At 72.9% G+C, this 15,289-nt stretch carries 14 protein-coding genes; 5 read left to right on the top strand and 9 right to left on the bottom strand.

The annotated features are described in order from the left end of the window. Positions 1-61: 61 nt before the first annotated feature. The 3 genes from ACXJKF_RS14375 to mscL all read left to right on the top strand — a co-directional run bounded on the left by ACXJKF_RS14375 (position 62) and on the right by mscL (position 2,053). A complete protein-coding gene (locus ACXJKF_RS14375; RefSeq protein WP_456788391.1) occupies positions 62-382 on the top strand; it encodes an FmdB family zinc ribbon protein in 321 nt (106 codons plus the stop codon). 275 nt (positions 383-657) lie between these two features. Beyond that, complete coding sequence (gene cpaB, locus ACXJKF_RS14370) at positions 658-1,341, top strand: Flp pilus assembly protein CpaB (protein ID WP_456788390.1); 684 nt, start codon at positions 658-660, stop codon at positions 1,339-1,341. Between the two features lie 64 nt (positions 1,342-1,405). Continuing rightward, the gene (gene mscL / locus ACXJKF_RS14365; protein ID WP_456788389.1) at positions 1,406-2,053 is read left to right on the top strand and encodes a large conductance mechanosensitive channel protein MscL; all 648 of its coding nucleotides are present in this window, start codon (positions 1,406-1,408) and stop codon (positions 2,051-2,053) included. Positions 2,054-2,258: 205 nt separating this feature from the next. On the opposite strand, the gene ACXJKF_RS14360 is transcribed toward mscL, so the two are convergent. Genes ACXJKF_RS14360 through ACXJKF_RS14350 form a run of 3 tightly spaced genes read right to left on the bottom strand, consistent with a single transcriptional unit; the run spans position 2,259 to position 8,084 of the window. Further along, positions 2,259-2,909, bottom strand: a complete 651-nt coding sequence (locus tag ACXJKF_RS14360) for a dienelactone hydrolase family protein (protein ID WP_456788388.1) — start codon at positions 2,907-2,909, stop codon at positions 2,259-2,261. A gap of 5 nt (positions 2,910-2,914) precedes the next feature. Then, on the bottom strand, positions 2,915-3,364 hold the full coding sequence (locus tag ACXJKF_RS14355) for a hypothetical protein (RefSeq protein ID WP_456788387.1): 450 nt from the start codon (positions 3,362-3,364) through the stop codon (positions 2,915-2,917). Between the two features lie 49 nt (positions 3,365-3,413). Next, complete coding sequence (locus ACXJKF_RS14350) at positions 3,414-8,084, bottom strand: hypothetical protein (protein ID WP_456788386.1); 4,671 nt, start codon at positions 8,082-8,084, stop codon at positions 3,414-3,416. Between the two features lie 366 nt (positions 8,085-8,450). On the opposite strand from ACXJKF_RS14350, the gene ACXJKF_RS14345 reads away from it, so the two are divergent. Continuing rightward, the gene (locus ACXJKF_RS14345) at positions 8,451-8,696 is read left to right on the top strand and encodes a hypothetical protein (protein WP_456788385.1); all 246 of its coding nucleotides are present in this window, start codon (positions 8,451-8,453) and stop codon (positions 8,694-8,696) included. Between the two features lie 493 nt (positions 8,697-9,189). Here ACXJKF_RS14345 and ACXJKF_RS14340 read toward each other — a convergent pair whose 3' ends face one another. The 5 genes from ACXJKF_RS14340 to ACXJKF_RS14320 form a co-directional block, all read right to left on the bottom strand. Continuing rightward, a complete protein-coding gene (locus tag ACXJKF_RS14340; protein WP_456788384.1) occupies positions 9,190-9,696 on the bottom strand; it encodes a hypothetical protein in 507 nt (168 codons plus the stop codon). 1,161 nt (positions 9,697-10,857) lie between these two features. Then, positions 10,858-11,112, bottom strand: a complete 255-nt coding sequence (locus ACXJKF_RS14335; protein WP_456788383.1) for a hypothetical protein — start codon at positions 11,110-11,112, stop codon at positions 10,858-10,860. 142 nt (positions 11,113-11,254) lie between these two features. Then, positions 11,255-11,377, bottom strand: a complete 123-nt coding sequence (locus ACXJKF_RS14330) for a hypothetical protein (protein WP_456788382.1) — start codon at positions 11,375-11,377, stop codon at positions 11,255-11,257. A 90-nt stretch (positions 11,378-11,467) separates the two neighbouring features. After that, positions 11,468-11,590 carry a hypothetical protein gene (locus ACXJKF_RS14325; protein ID WP_456788381.1) on the bottom strand — a complete coding sequence of 41 codons (123 nt, stop codon included), beginning with the start codon at positions 11,588-11,590 and terminating at the stop codon, positions 11,468-11,470. A 118-nt stretch (positions 11,591-11,708) separates the two neighbouring features. After that, positions 11,709-13,019 carry a helix-turn-helix domain-containing protein gene (locus tag ACXJKF_RS14320; RefSeq protein WP_456788380.1) on the bottom strand — a complete coding sequence of 437 codons (1,311 nt, stop codon included), beginning with the start codon at positions 13,017-13,019 and terminating at the stop codon, positions 11,709-11,711. Positions 13,020-13,234: 215 nt separating this feature from the next. Here ACXJKF_RS14320 and ACXJKF_RS14315 point away from each other — a divergent pair, with 215 nt between their 5' ends. Further along, entirely contained in the window at positions 13,235-14,317 is a 1,083-nt protein-coding gene (locus tag ACXJKF_RS14315) for a right-handed parallel beta-helix repeat-containing protein (protein ID WP_456788379.1), read from the top strand. On the opposite strand, the gene ACXJKF_RS14310 is transcribed toward ACXJKF_RS14315, so the two are convergent. Continuing rightward, entirely contained in the window at positions 14,307-15,281 is a 975-nt protein-coding gene (locus ACXJKF_RS14310) for an NAD(P)-dependent alcohol dehydrogenase (protein WP_456788378.1), read from the bottom strand. The genes ACXJKF_RS14315 and ACXJKF_RS14310 overlap by 11 nt on opposite strands. Between the last annotated feature and the right edge of the window lie 8 nt (positions 15,282-15,289).

The following is a 15,289-nucleotide window of genomic DNA, read 5'->3' as shown; positions in this document are numbered from 1 at the left end:
ACGATTGGCACTCGGACCACGCGAGTGCCAGACCTTTCCGACCTCTCCCGGGAGACCCCCAGTGCCCACCTACGCCTACGCCTGCACGGCGTGCGGTCACGCCTTCGAGATCGTGCAGTCGTTCAGCGACGACTCGCTGAGCGTCTGCCCCGAGTGCGAGGGACGCCTGCGCAAGGTGTTCTCCTCCGTCGGGGTCGTGTTCAAGGGCTCGGGCTTCTACCGCAACGACGCGCGCGCCGGGGCGAAGTCGACGGCCCTGAGCCCCGCTGCGTCGACGCCTGCCGCCACTCCCGCGACCTCGACCTCGCCGTCGTCGACCTCCTCGAACTCCTCGTCGTCCACCTCGACCGCCCCTGCGGCCAAGCCCGCGGCGTCGTCCTGACCCTGCTGCCCTGAGCCACGGCGCCGTCACCTTCGGGTGGGGGCGCCGATGTCGTTCCTGCCGCGCGTCGCCTGCGGACGAGCGTCCATCTCTCGTGCTGCGTCGTCCCTAGGATCGTCTGCGCTGGGACGCGTGCCGGGAACCGGACCCAGGTCGTCGATCCGCTGGCCGGCCATCCACCGCGAGCCGCCCACAGCCCTCGCCGGCGTCGTACGGTCCACACCGATCGGGCTCCACCGCACCGGCCGTGCGCGACAAACCTACGGTCGGGCGTCATGCACCCCCACCTGCTCGCCGGCCGGCCGCCGCCGCTCCCCCACCGCCGGCGACCGTTCCCCCTGGCAGTGCGTGCCGCGCTGTGGCGCACCCGGTTCGCCGTCGCCGCGGTGTTCATCGGCATCGCCGCCGCGTCCACGGTCCAGGCCCTGCGCCCGGCGGACCCGCCGACCGCACCCGTGCTCGTCGCAGCGCACGCGCTCGCTGCCGGGACCCCGCTGACCAGCGCCGACGTCCGGACGGCGCAGTTCCCCCTCGCGGTCGTCCCCGACGACGTCCTCACCGACCCCGACGCCGTCGTGGACGCCTCCACCGCGGTCGCGATCCCTGCGGGCACCCCCGTGGTTCCCGGTCTGCTGGCCGACGACGAGGTCCGCGGCCCACCCGGCACCGTGGTCGCGACGGTCCGGTTCGCCGATCCCGCGGTCGCCGGGCTGCTCTCACCCGGGATGCGGGTCGACGTGCTCGCCGCCACCCCGGAAGGCGGACAGGGAGGCGTGGTCGCGACGAGGGCGCTCGTGCTGCCCGTCGCCCGCCGGACCACCCCCTCACAGAGCGCCCTGGGGCTCGGCGGCTCCGGTGACGACTCCGTCCCCGTGCTCCTCGCCGTGTCCCCGGCCGAGGCGCCCGCGCTCGCCGGCGCCGCGGCGTCCGCCTTGCTGTCCGCGGTCGTCGTGCCATGATCGACGACCGGAGGCGCCCGCCCCGTGGGCGCCGGACATCCGACATCGAGCCCGAGGGGGCAACGTGACCGACAGGCTCAGCACAGGGATCAGCGGCGCACGGCAGGGGCTGAAGGGCACCGCGAAGGTGTTCCAGGGGTTCAAGGACTTCATCTCCCGCGGGAACGCGATCGAGCTCGCCGTCGGTGTCGTCATCGGTGCGGCGTTCGGCTCGGTGATCAAGGCCATCCAGGACGCGTTCATCAGCCCGCTCATCGGCTGGATTTTCGGCGCGCCCGACCTGACCGAGCTCTGGGACATCGGTCCGTACACGTGGGGCGACAACCCCGATGCGACCCCGATCAGCGTCGGCGCGATCCTCAACGCGCTGCTCGCGTTCGTGCTCACCGCCGCAGCGGTCTACTTCCTCATCGTGCTGCCGCTCAACGCCCTGGCGGCCCGGCGCAAGAGCGGCGAGGAGGAGGAGCCGGCCGCACCCGCCGAGGACATCCTGCTGCTGCAGGAGATCCGCGACCTGCTGGCCAACCGCCTGACGCCCGCGATCGTGAACGACGCCGGGGCGGGCGCCGCGCCCGGCACCGGCGCTGGCCCCGCGACGGGACCCGGCACCGACCCTGGGACCGGCCCTGGAACCGGCCCGATCGCTCCGACGACGGGCACCGACCTGCCGCCGTCCATCCCGCCCGGCCCGTCGGCACCGCGACCGTCCTGACCTCGACACGGCGACGCGCGGTCGACCAAGCCATCGGTGACGCCACGCAGGTCCGACGCGGCACTGATGGCTTGGTCGAACACGCACCGCTCCAGCGGGCGAGCCGGCCGCGCCGGCTCGCCCGAACGTGCGGGTGGTGACGCGGCAGAGATCCCCGCGTCGGCCCTCGACCCTGCGTGGCCCGCGGGGCACGCGGTCGAAGCGGCTAGCGGATCGCGGCGAGGAACGCGAGCGTGCGGTCCGTGAGGAGCTGGGCGGCGGCGGGGTCGTACGAAGGCAGGCTGTTGTCCGCGAACAGGTGCTCCTCGCCCGGGTAGACGAAGAGCTCCGCGTCGGGCGACTCCTTCACCAGGGCGCGGGCCGCGTCGATGTCGCCCTCGCCGGCGAAGAACGGGTCCGCGTCCATGCCGTGGATCTGCACCGGCACGCCCTTCGGCCACGGGCTGTCGAACTCCGCGGTCGGGACGCACGAGTGGAAGAACAGGGCGCCCTTCGCGCCGGGGCGCGTCTGGGCGAGCATCTGCGCCGGCAGCACACCGAGCGAGAAGCCCGCGTACACGAGCGCCTCCGGCAGCGTGTCGACCGTGGCCTGCCCTCGCCCCAGCACGACCGGGAACCCGACCTCGTCGGCGTACGCGAGGCCCGACTCGATGTCCTCGAACGTGTGGCCGTCGTACAGGTCCGGGACGTGCACGGTGTGGCCCGCGGCGCGGAGCGTGTCCGCGAAGTCACGGACGCCGGACGTGAGCCCCTGGGCGTGGTGGAACAGCAGGACCTCGGCCATGGGGGTCTCTCCTTCGGGTGGTGCGGCTGGTCGGTGGGTTGGCCCGGCGATCGTCTCGCACGGGTCTGACACGGGGGCTACCAGTGCGGCGGCTTGTCCTGGTGCAGGCGGTCGTCGTTGGAGTCGGTCGCGCGATCGCCCCACCCGACGTCGGAGTCGTCGGCGCTCCGCGTCGCGATCACCGGATCGGGCCCGGTCGGCACAGACCGCGGCCCGCCCTCCCGGGCAGACGCTGCCCCCGAGTCGGGGTGCCAGTCGTCGAGCGTCGCGTCGTCGGGGGTCCCAGGGTCGAGCGTCGCGTCGTCGGGGGTCGCGTCGTCGGGGGTCCCGTCGACGAGTGCCGCGGGCTCGGATGTCGCGAGGTCGGATGTCGCGGCGGCCGGGGTCGCGGCGGCGGGGGTCGCGGTGGCCAGTGACGGGTGCGACGAGATGAGGTTGGCGTCGTCGCCGCCGACCGTGCCCGCGAGCCGGACCGCTCGCCGGGGGCGGCGTGCGGGTGCACCCTGGGGCGGCTCGGACGACGTCACCGTCCGATGATCCCACCCGGGTGGCCCCCGACCGACCGGCGGGAGCCGGTCAGCTCATCCCGCGGGTGATGGCACTGCGGACCGCGGTGTCGATCCGGTACGACCGTCGGGTGATGCCCAGCTCGTCCCGCAGGGCCGCGGCCAGCTGCTCGCGGGTCCGCTCCTGCTCGTCGGACTGGAGCCACGCGACCAGCTCGTCGAGCTGGTCGTCGCTGTACGCACCGATGGGCAGACCGCGGCGGACGTCGGGACGCTGCCGGGTGGGCACCGCCAGCGCGAGCTGGAGCGCGCGGCTGGGCGGACGCGGGTCGTCGCCAGCGGATCCATCGGCACCTTCGGCACCATCGGCACCAGCGGCTCCGTCGGAACGAGTGGAGCCCCCGGCACCAGCGGCAACGTCGGAGCGAGCAGCACCAGCGCCGTCGGCGGCCTCGTCGGAACGAGCGCGCCCGTCGGAACCAGGGAGGTCGCCAGAACCGTCGGCGTCGGAGCCTGCGGCCTCGGTGGGACCGGCGGCGTCGGCGGAATCAGGAGATCCGGCCGTGGCGGCCGGTCGGTCGGACGGGTCGGACGTCGCAGCACGGGTACCCGCGTCGGTCGGGGCGGACGCGGTGCCCCGCCGCGTCATGGTGGGCTCGGCGGAGCGCGCAGCGGCGACCGCGTCGACGACCTCGATGGTCGACCACACGCCCGTCGCGGGCCGCGGCTCGCCGGGGTGGGCTGCTGCCCGGGCTGCGGCGCGTGCCGCCGACCGGGCGGACGACGCGGGCGTCGGCAGCTCTTCGGCGTCGTCGACCTCGTCGATCAGACCGAGCTGCAGCGGCGCGGTGCGGGGTGCGGCCGGGGCAGGCACGCGGGCGTGCACGGCGCGGCGGATGCGGTCGACCTCGGCCTGCGGGTCCATGAACGCGGCGGCGGACCAGACGCGGATGACGCTCCACCCGACACGTTCCAGGCGGTCGGCGGTGAGGCGGTCGCGGACGCGGACGCTGGGCTCGGCGGTGTACTCCTCGTCGTCGGTGAGGACGGCGACGAGCATCTCGCCGGGCAGGTCGGGGTGCCCGACGACGAGCGGGATCCGGTCGCCGCCGGGGATGCCGTGGTCCGCCTCGACGAGCAGGCCGTGCTTCCAGAGGCGCTCGGCGAGGTCGAGCAGGAGGCGGTCGGGCTCGGCGGCCTCGGCGAGGGCCCGGTCGGCGGCGGCGGTGGCAGCGGCCAGCGTCCGCAGGAGCGGGTCGGTCGGCTCGGGCGGAGTGACCAGGTCGGCGACGTCCTCGCCCGCGCCGCGCCGGGCGGCGAACGCGAGCAGGTCCGCCAGGAGCCGCGGGCCGGGGCCGCGCAGCCGCTCGGGGTCGAGGTCCTCGGAGCCGAAGCACGCGACGACGGTGAGCCGGTGCCGGGTGGAGCCCAGCGCGTCGAGCAGCAGGGCGTCGCCGCCGGGTGCGGTGATGGGCCCGAACGTGTGCAGCACGCGGCGGTGCGGGGTCCGGCCGAGGCCGAGGGACAGGATGATCGCCTCGCGGCGCAGGCCGGCGACGTTGGGCAGGTCGGTGACGACGAACGGGTCGGCGCGGCCGGAGTCGAAGAACGCGGCGAGCGCGGGGTTGCCGCGGACCTCGGACAGGACCGCCTCCCGGACGGCCTCGGCGTGGGTCGAGGTCGCGGTGATGACGGCGAGCGACTCCTCGGGCCGCAGCAGCGCGTGGGTCAGGACGAGCTCGACGACGTGCTCGACCTCCTCCCGCGTGGAGTCGACCGAGCCGGTCGTCGGGTCGGGCATCCCGGTGCCGTCGACGACGTCGAGGTTGACCAGGGGCCGGTGCTGCGGCAGCGGCGTCGGACGCAGCACACCGGCGTAGCCGTGGGCCGCCAGGAACGCGGTGAGGTACGGGTCGCGGCGTGAGGAGTCGGCGCGCAGCGCGACCGAGGGCAGCACGGCCGCGAGCTCCCGGACGGCGCTGCCGGAGGCGCACCGCGCGTCGCCGACGACGACGACCTGCCGGCCGCGGGCGACGGCGGCGAGGGCGACCTCGACCGGCAGGTGCGCGGCGGAGTCGATGACGACCAGGTCGACGGTGCGGGTCGGCGGCAGGACCTGCGGGACGAGCATGGGGCTGGCGGCGATGACGGGCCGGAGCCGCCGGGTGACGTCGGGGTGCCGCACGACGGTGTCCCGCAGCGACGTGAGCCGCTCCTCGACGAGGTCCGCGAAGAGCGCCTCGGCCTGCTCGCGGTGCTGGCGCAACGCGTGCGAGACGTGCCCGACGACCGCGCCGAGGACAGGGCCGGACAGGCTCTTCACGTGCGCGCGGTCGAGCGTCGCGTACCGGGCGGACAGGGCACCGAGAGCGGCGCCGTCGTACCCGGCGAGCGCGGGGTCCTCGCCGAGGATCTGCTCGACCACCGTGCTCCACCAGGCCAGGTCCAGCTCGGCCGGCGCGAGGGCGGGGTCGATCCGGCGGGTGGCCAGGTCGTCGACGAGTGCTCCGAGCCCTGCTGACCGGAGACGGTGCAGGAGGCCGGTGCGCTCGGGCAGGTCGGTGAGGGCGTCGGTGTCCGACCGCAGCCGGGTGAGCCGCTCGATGAGCGCGGGGAACGGCAGGCTCGACAGGCCGCCGCCGCCCGGGGTCGTCACGAGGACCTCGTCGAGCGCGTCGAGGTCGGCGCGCACGGCGGCGAACTCCTCCTCGATGTGCTCGAGCCCGTCGGGCAGCCGCGGCCACCCGCCGGACGGGCAGTGGGCCTGCCAGACCTCGCGCTGCGCCTGCACCTCGAGCAGCCGGGCGTGCAGGTCGGCGACGGGCCGGCCGGGACGCACCATGTCCTTGGACTGCTTGCGCAGCCGTCGGCGCACCCAGTAGCCCATGTCGATGCCGCGCTCGGCGCGCCACTCCTTGGTGGCGGTGGCGGCCACGAGGTCGGCGGCGGTGCGTTCGAAGACGATGGGCTGGAACACGTCGAGCGCGGCCCGGACGCCGTCGAGCATCGTGAGCTGCTCGATCCACGCGACGACGGTCGTCGCCTGCGTCAGGCCGGTCTCGGTGGCCACCTGCGCGGTCCGCGCGACCAGCGCCGGCAGGGTGGAGTCGAGCACGCGCTCGAGCCTGCGCACGGCGTTGTCGGCGTCGGCACGCGTCCGCAGGTCCGCGCCGTACCAGGGGGTGTCGGTGGGCCGGACCCGGAACGCGCCCAGCTCACCGGCCTGCACCAGGGCACCCGTGAGCTCCGCGCGACGGGGCCCGTCCAGGACGCGCGCCACGTCGGGCGACAGCCGCACGGTGGTCTTGGGCGTCGGCCGGGTCGAGGTGAGGCGCGCGAGCTGCTGGAGGGTGTCGTACGCCGAGACACCCCAGGGCGCGCGCTCGGCGTGCAGGGCGTCGACGTAGGCGCGGAGCCGCTCCCGCGTGCTGACGAGCTCGCTGCGCAGGGCGACGACGCCGTTCGCGTCGACGGCGGGCGCCTCGAGGGTCATCGCGCCGAGCAGGCGCCGGGAGATGGCCGACCGCCACCCGGCCTCCGGAGCGACGTCCAGCAGCAGGTCGCCGAGGCCCAGCACGGCGAGCCGGTCCGCGAGCGCCGCGGCCGCACGACGGTGCCCCGGGACGTACAGCACGGTCCGGCCGGTCGCGGCGGCGTCGGCGACGAGGGCGGCCAGCGTGCCGGTGACGTCGGCGCCGGCCGGGGCGTCGACGAACAGGTGCGTGCCCGTCGCCACGACGTCGAGGACGTGCTGCTGCGCGGGGTCGAGGTCGCCCACGCCACGCTCGTGGCCGGGGTCGCGGTCGCCGCGGACGGGTGCGGGCAGGACGCGACGCAGCCGGGCACGGGACTCGTCGACGCCGGCCAGGGCCGCGACCACCTCGTGGCGCTCGAGCGTCCCGGACAGGTTGTCGAGGTCGTCGACCAGGATCTGGCCGGGGTGCACGAACGTGCCGACGACGACGCGCTCGCTCATCGAGAAGTCGTCGAGCACGGCCTCGCCCAGCGAGGCGAGCCGGTGCAGCGCGCCGCGCGGGTCGAACCCGTTGGACGTGAACGTGCCGCGGGCGACCGCGCCGGGGTCGAGGAGCGCGCCGCGGGTCCGCAGTGCTCGGGCGAGCACCGGGTTGACCTCGAGCGACGGCTCGAGGGCGAGCTCGTAGTCGCTCTCGCCGGAGCCGCGGGCGTGCAGGGTGACGGGCCGCAGCAGCACGGGCGCCCGCACGATCCGGGGTGCGGCGTCCGTCGGCTGCTCGCCCTCCGGGGTCCGCTGCCGGGTCACCGACGCGAGCGCGGCGACGTCGTCGCTGGCGATGTCGGGCGTGGTCCGCTCGGTCCAGGTGGCCACCCCGATGGCCAGCGACGTGGGTGCGATGCCGTAGCGCTGCGCGTACACGGCGGCGCGCGCGCTGACGGCACGGGCGCGGCGGCGCGCGGTCGACAGCGCCGCACCCTCGCGGACCAGGTTGGAGAGCCGGGTCTCGCGGCCGGCGTACAGCTGGGAGATCCCCGACGGGTGCGCGGCGGACAGGTCCAGCGCGGCGTCGCCGAGCAGCTCCACGTCGACGAGCGTCGACCCGCCGGCCGCCTCGACGAGGGCGGCCCGCCAGGTGGCGACGGATCCTTCGAGGAGCTCGGCTGCGCTCGGGGGCTCGACGAGCATCGGGCGGTCGGCTGGGTCTGCGCCGGTCTCAGGAGCCTGGTCGGGTCCCGGGCCGGAGGTGCGCACGGGGACGGTCACCCTGGGAACGCTAACCGCGCTTCCGCGCGATCACCGGCATGGCGCGCCGGGGTGCCGCAGACCCGCGCAAAGACGGGGGACGAGCCGCGAACGAGCCCGGAGACGCGAAGAGCGGGACGGGGTCAGGGGACCCGTCCCGCTCTCCGGACGTGAAGACGGTGCGCACCGCGCAGGGGGCAGGCGATGCGCACCGTCAGGACGAGTGTGCGGCACGAATGTGGTCCTGGTCAAACGTCCAGGCCGTCCTTCCGGGTGAATCCTCGAACCTGAGAATCACCTGGATCCTCGCTGATCCTGCGGGACCGCCGGCCGGATCAAGGTTCGCGGCCGAGCGGTCGACATCGTGGCGTGGAGAGACTGGCAGGAGTGCTCGAGGACGGACCGCTCTACTCGATCGAGGTGCTCGATCCGGAGGAGGACGGGGCGGACGTCGAACTGGGCTTCAGCGCCCTCGCGGCGCACCCGTACCACGCGCTCGTGGAGGCCACGGTCGACGTGCTCGCGCAGGTGCCGGGCGTGGTCGCGGCGTGGCACGAGGACCGGGAGGTGATCCTGGTCCGCGCCCCCGGCGTCGCGCCCGAGAGGCTGGCGGAGGAGGTCGAGCGGTTCTAGCTGGACGCGCTGACCCGGACCGCGCCCGACCCGTCATACGGGTGGGAGCCCGACCGGTCACGGCCGCTGCCCGCCCTCACACCGTGGTCGGCACCACGGCAGGAGCAGGTCAGCCTGCCTCCGTCGCGAGCCCGTGGACGGCGTCGAGCGCATGCTTGTCTGGCCGGACGGCACGATTTGGGGCGGGGGCGAGGTTCCTGCTGCGAATCCCGGAACTGCTCCGTCGATGGTGACGAGTGTCCAGATGTGGGATGGCCCGACCCTTGAAGTCGGCGATGGGGTCCGAGGACAGTCGTTCACCGCGCATGTCGTGATGGGCGTTGACCCTTCGCCAGAGGCCGTCACCAAGGAGGCTGCGAGCGTTCTGCCCGAGGTTGTCGGGCCACACTTGGACGCGTGCTCTGTCGCAGGACCGCCCGTAGCGATCGTAGACGTCGTGTCCGTTGAACGAGGAGCGATCTGAACGCGGATTGCCCGATTCCGGGTGCGGTATCTACGACGGGCGGGGTGTGACCTCGCTTCGACCTATGCGGCTGTCCGCTCGCAGTGTCTCTGGTGGTTGGTACGCAGCAGGCCACCCAAAGATGAGGTAGTCCTCGAACGGTTCAAATGCGACACCGTCGACATCGATGTCACGCCCTCGTGCATGTACCCGCAGGCGGTACATGCCTGCGCCGTGACCATCGAGACGGTCGGCGACCTCAGCGTCGTCGCCGACGTCCCACACAGCAGCGACCAGTGGCGTGTCCGTGGTCCGCAGCGAGACCTCGCTCACGTCCTCCCAGCCCGGGTCAACGCCGACTGGCGCCTCGTCGAGCGCAACGCATGTCAACCGCACCGTGCCGCTCGCGACCCCGGTGAGCACCGCTGCCGATGTAGGAGTCACGAACCGCAACAGAGCCAACGGCGGCACGATCAGGGGGCCACTTCCGATCGGCTCAAGCTGGACACCGATGGTGAACTGGTGGAAGTCGACGTTGGGCTCGACAGTCTTGGGCACTGGTTCCTCCGTCCCCGGCTTCAGTCGGCGGTACGCACGTAGAACTCGTCATTGTCGATGATGCGATTGTCGAGGTAGAAGGTGCCGAGCATGTTGCCGGCGGCAACGCTCTGCTCTTGGTCGATCATGCAGATGCTGTAGCCAGGCCCGAATCCACCGGTGCTGGACCCGGTCCCGGACGGCCCTTCAACGACAGGCCGCAAAGTGACCTGGCACCAGTCGAACGTGCGCGCTCTCCCTCCACCGGTGTACGCACCTTCCTTCGTGGACCGGAACGGGTACTCGTCACATTGGTGCACAAAAGGGGTCTGCGGCCGGGGCGACCAAGCGACACCAGTGGGGCACGCCTTGCTTCCGTTCTTGTTGATTAGGACTGAATCGGTGAGCCGGTGCAGCGGCACGCTGCTCCCGGGCAATCCGCTGTCTTGGGCAGCGCGGACGTGTGCCACGAACGCAGGCAGCGTGGATGCACTGTAGGTCAACACAGGAATGGTTGACGAATGCGGGACGATGCATCCGGCGGTGCCGTTCGGCACCGCCTTGTCGCACCTGATCGCAGTGGTGCTCGACCACCAAGTCCTTGAGGGAGCTTCGGGCGGGTTGAAGACTACGTCCCAGTAACCCTTCCCGGATGAAGGTCCTGACGAGCCATCGAATGTTTGGAATGCCTCACCGGACGCGATCGTCCCAACTCGGAGCGGTTGCGTCGGGAAAGCCTGAGGGTTGCCACCACAGACTCCGGCGGGGCTGCCTGAAATGACAGTGCATGAAGAGGTGCCAGTAATGAAGGTCCCAACCGCTGTTCCAGTGATCAGGATCGGCAAGATCTGAGTCTGATTCACCCAGGTCTTCTCGCGCGCGGAGGCGTAGACGTAGTGCTGCTGTATGACCTGCATCTCGCCAGTGATTCTGGTAATGCCGGCCGAGGAAGTCTGGGTTACAAGCATCGTGACGCCACCGAACGCGCAAGCACGAAAGCGCGACAAGTACTGCCACGTCGATCCTCGCCCCGCCGCTCCTGCGCTGATGTCGCCGATCCGGCCTCGTGAACGAAAGACCCCCGACAGGCTGCCAACACCTGTCGGGGGTCTCTCTGGTGTCGCGCCCTCCCTAGCCCAGCAGGCCCAGCAGGAGGTCTCGGTCGGTCGGCTCGTTGACCGTCTAGGCGTTGTGAGCCTGAGCCCACAGCCGTGCCAGGTCACCAAACGTCATGCGCGGCCGAGCGAGTTCGTCGTACTCGATCGACCCGATGGACGTGTCGTCCGTGGCGGACTGGTGCGCGGCGGTTGAACCGTTGCTCGAGTCGATCCACACCAGCGCACCGGTGTCCAGGTTCACCGCGAACGGCACAGCCTGCGCAGCAACGGGCTGCTCGCGCTCGCGCTCGGCGTCGTCAACCTTGTCGTGGGTGTGCACATCGGGCTGCGCCGGCGGGCGCTCGGGCTCTGACGTGCGCCCAGCGGGCCGGTGAGCGCCCTGAGGGGCGCCCACCGACCGGCGGGACGCGGTGTGGGCGTCGCCGCACGCGGGGGGTGCGGGACGCCTCTGGCTCCGAACCTCAGGTGCCCGTCTTGCAGCACGGCGCGGACGCCTGGGCGTCGTCGGCCACGGGTACCACGACTCCCCCGACGCCGGTGAGGGCAGCGAGGGCGAGGACGATGGCGATGCTCTGCTTCTTCATGGTGGGACCTTCCAGCTGATCATTCCGGCCGTGTCGTGCGCCGCCACGGACCCGCACGGTCGGGTTCGGCGAGGCGGCTCGTCGGTGGTGTCAGATCGCCTGCTTGCAGCACGGGGCGGCCACCTGGTGGGTGGAGCCGGAGGCCCCCGTGGCGCTGGTGACACCGGCGAAAGCGGTGAGGGCGATGACGACGACGATGCTGAGCTTCTTCATGAGGGAGACCTTTCCGAGGGTGTACCGGACGCTCCGGTACACCTGGAATGGTCCCTAGCCCGTGTCTAGGGCGCAATGACGCAGGACACCAGGGGGTAGACAGCGATGTTGTGCGGCCTCATGACCGTGGCGGCGGGGGCAGGACGCCGCGGATGCCGGCGGCGGCGAGGGCCCGGCCGTAGGCCTCGACCACCCGCTCGTCCTCGTCGCCGGCCACCCGGAGTCGGTCCCCGATGCGACGCCACAGCACCGCGGCGGACCGCCCGGAGGAGATCATGTCGAGCAGCTCGGCGGCCGACCGGTACTCCTTGACGGCCTCGGGTCGCGCGCGCTGGGCGAGCATCGCGTCGCCGAGCGCCTCGTGCGCGGACGCCGAGTCGCGGCGCACGCCCTCCCGCAGGAGCTCGACCGCCCGGGTGGCGTACCGCTGGGCGGTCGCCGCGTCGTCGAGCAGCAGCCAGGCCCGCGAGCGGACGGAGTCGGCGCGGGCCAGCTCGATCTGTGACTCGCCGACCTCGAGGGCGGTCTGTGCGGCGTCGAGGTCCGCGAGCGCCTCCTCGGCGCGCGGCGGCTCGACGGAGACGAGCAGGAACGCGCGGTCCAGACGCAGCCGGGGCAGGTCGCGGTCGATCTCGTCGGCGCCCGCGAGCGCGATCGCGGACTCGAGCTGCGCGAGCGCGGCGTCGGGGTCCCCCAGCGCGTCGTCGACGAACGCGAGGTTCCAGTGCACGGAGGACACGGCCCGCGCCGAGCCGTGCGCGCGGGTGTGCTCGAGCAGCTGCCGCCCGCGGTACCGCGCGTACGTCGTGTCACCACGGGCGATGTACGCCCAGATGATCGTGGACTCGAGCCGGACCACCTCGTCGCTGCCCGCGACCGAGGCCGGGAGCTGGGCCAGCAGGTCCTCCCCGCGCGCGACGGCCCGGTGCAGGTCGGCGATCTCGGTGAGGGCCATGACGATCCGCATCGCGGCGTAGGCGGCCTGCAGGTACCGGTGCGCGCCCATCAGCCGGGTGCAGAGTCGTTCGAGCGCGTCGACCGATCCCTCGAGGTCCCCGGCGAGGTCGAGAGCCTCGGCGTGCGCGAGCCCGACCTTCGCGGCGGCGTCGACGTCCAGCGCCGACACGTCCACCTGCGCGAGGACGTCCGCGGCGGCCCGCGCCTCGCCCATGCGAGACAGGCGGCGGGCCTCGACGAGGGCGCTCTCCGCGGACCTGTAGTCCGGGGCCTGCTCGCCGTCGAGCAGGTAGGGCACCGAGACGCCGAGCACCTCGGCCACCCGGGCGAGCGCGTCCTCGCCCAGGGCCCGACGGTCGTTCTCGACGTGCGAGATGTAGGTCGGGTGCACCCCGGCCTGCCGCGCGAGCTCGCCCTGGCTCAGCCCGGCCTTCTCGCGGGCGTCGCGCACTCGTCGGCTCAGCGGATTCACGCACCCACGATAGGGACCGCGGCTGGTGACCGGTAGCCGGGGTGAGGATGACACGTGGGTCTCGCCCGACCGGGTGATATGCACATTCCGGATCTTCGGGACTTTCCGGACGATACCGGGCGCACGCATAGTGGTCGAGGGCCGGTCGCGCTGTCGCACCGGGGTGGCAGGGGGCCGACGTCCGACACTCGATCGGAGGGTCCACCATGCGTGGGTTGACGAGGACGACGGCGGTACTGGGGGCGGCATGCGTGGCGCTGCTCGGGGCTGTGACGCAGGCGGCGGCGGGTCCCCCTGGCGGGCCGGCGTGCGGGGACACGGTGTCCGGGACGGTCAGGCTCACCCAGGACCTCGTGTGCACCGACGTCGGGCTGACCCTCCTGCCGGGGACCGTCCTCGACCTGCGGGGGCACGCGCTGGTCGGTCCCGGCCGGGACGTCGGCGGGGTCGCGCTCGACGTGTCGTTCGCGGACGTGCAGAACGACCCGCCCGTGACCGTGCGCAACGGGACGGTGCGTGGCTGGGCGACCGTCTTCCCGATGTCGTCGATGCTGACCGCGACCCTGCGGCGCGTCGTCGTGCAGGACAACGCCGTCGTCGCCGACCTCGTCAGCTCGCGCCTGACGTTCGAGAGGTCGGTGTTCCGGGACAACGGGCTGGTGGTCGGCGGGTTCTCGAACTTCGCGGACGTCACGAGGTCGCAGTTCGAGGACAACGCCACCGCCCTGAGCATCGGCCCGCCGGGAGGAGCGGTCGTGCGCCAGTCCGCCTTCGCCCGGAACGGGACGGCGCTGTCGTGCAGCGAGGGTGACATCACCGTGACCTCGTCGGTGTTCCGGAAGAACACCACGGCGATCACCGCCGACCTGTGCCTCTCGAGCATCGACCTGAGCGCGTTCCACGACAACGGCACGGCCTTCCGGTCCCGGATGATCGTCCCCGACGGGAGCCCTGGCACCGACCGGGTGGCGCGCAGCCTCTTCGTCGGCAACGACGTCGCCGTCCACGCGGGTGTCCGCACGGTCGTGGAGGACAACGTGTTCCGGCGCAACGGCACCGGGCTGATCTCCCAGAGCGCCGGCACCCCGTTCGAGGTGGAGGACGTGACGGTCCAGGGCAACGTGCTGACGCGCAACGGCGACGGCGTGGTGGTCGACACCGCCTCGCACGTCGGCAACAACACGGCGACGCGCAACGACGGGTACGGGCTGTTCGTGCCGCTGGCCACCGACCTCGGCGGCAACACGGCGTCGCGCAACGGCGTGGACTGCGTCGGGGTGGTCTGCTCTAGATCGTGATGACGACCTTCGCGCGGGCGTGCTCGCTCTCCAGGTACCGCAGCGCGTCAGCGGCGGCGGGCAGCGGGTAGGTCCGGTCGATGGCCGGCACGATCGTGCCGGCCTCGGCCAGCTCGCGCAGGACGTCGAGGTGCTCGGTACCCGGGGACGTCGACAGCGACACGATCTGCTGTGCGACGAACGGTCCCACCAGCTTGCTCCGGAGCAGCAGGCCGATCGGGCCGAGCACCGAGCCGCCCTCGAAGACACCCCCGCCGGACAGGACGAGCGTGCCGTCGGGCACCAGGGCGCGGCGCAGATCGCGCAGGGAGCGGTTGGCGACGAGGTCGAACAGCACGTCGTGGCGGCGACCCGCCCGCAGCGCGTCGTCGCGGGTGTAGTCGACGACGTGGTCGGCGCCGAGCGAGCGCACGAGGTCGACGTTCCGGGTGCTGCACACGGCGGTCACCTCGGCGCCCCAGGCGTGGGCGAGCTGCACCGCGAACGTCCCGACTCCCCCGGACGCCCCGTTGATGAGGACGCTCTGCCCGGGACGGACGCGACCCTGCAGCCCCTGCAGCGCGGTCATCCCCGCCATCGGCATGGCGGCGGCCTGCTCGAACGTGAGGTTCGCGGGCTTGCGGGCCACGAGCCCCTGCGGAGCGCAGACGTGCTCCGCGAGGGCGCCGTCGCGCAGCCCGTACACCTCGTCGCCGACGCGCAGGCCGGTCACGTCCGCGCCGACGGCCTCGACCGTCCCCGCGAAGTCGGAGCCGCGGATGCGCAGCGTCGGGGCGCGCAGGCCGAAGCCCGGGGCGAGCCGGGCAAGGTACGGGTCGCCGCGCATGAGGTGCCAGTCGCGGGCGTTCAGCGACGCGGCGTGGACGCGGACCGTGACCTCGTCGGACGTCGGCACCGGGTCGTCGACGTCCTGCAGCGTGCACGTGTCGGGTGAGCCGTACCTGGTCTGCACGATCGCCTTCATGGCAACCC

The sequence above is a fragment of the Cellulomonas sp. P5_C5 genome, from assembly GCF_054049655.1.
Note: the sequence above shows the minus strand (reverse complement) of the source record. Positions and strands in the feature narration are given on the sequence as shown.

Coding starts and splice junctions, on each gene's coding strand:
- ACXJKF_RS14330 (WP_456788382.1), bottom strand. CDS start 11,377: ATGAAGAAGCAGAGCATCGCCATCGTCCTCGCCCTCGCTGCCCTCACC.
- cpaB (WP_456788390.1), top strand. CDS start 658: ATGCACCCCCACCTGCTCGCCGGCCGGCCGCCGCCGCTCCCCCACCGC.
- ACXJKF_RS14325 (WP_456788381.1), bottom strand. CDS start 11,590: ATGAAGAAGCTCAGCATCGTCGTCGTCATCGCCCTCACCGCTTTCGCC.
- ACXJKF_RS14310 (WP_456788378.1), bottom strand. CDS start 15,281: ATGAAGGCGATCGTGCAGACCAGGTACGGCTCACCCGACACGTGCACG.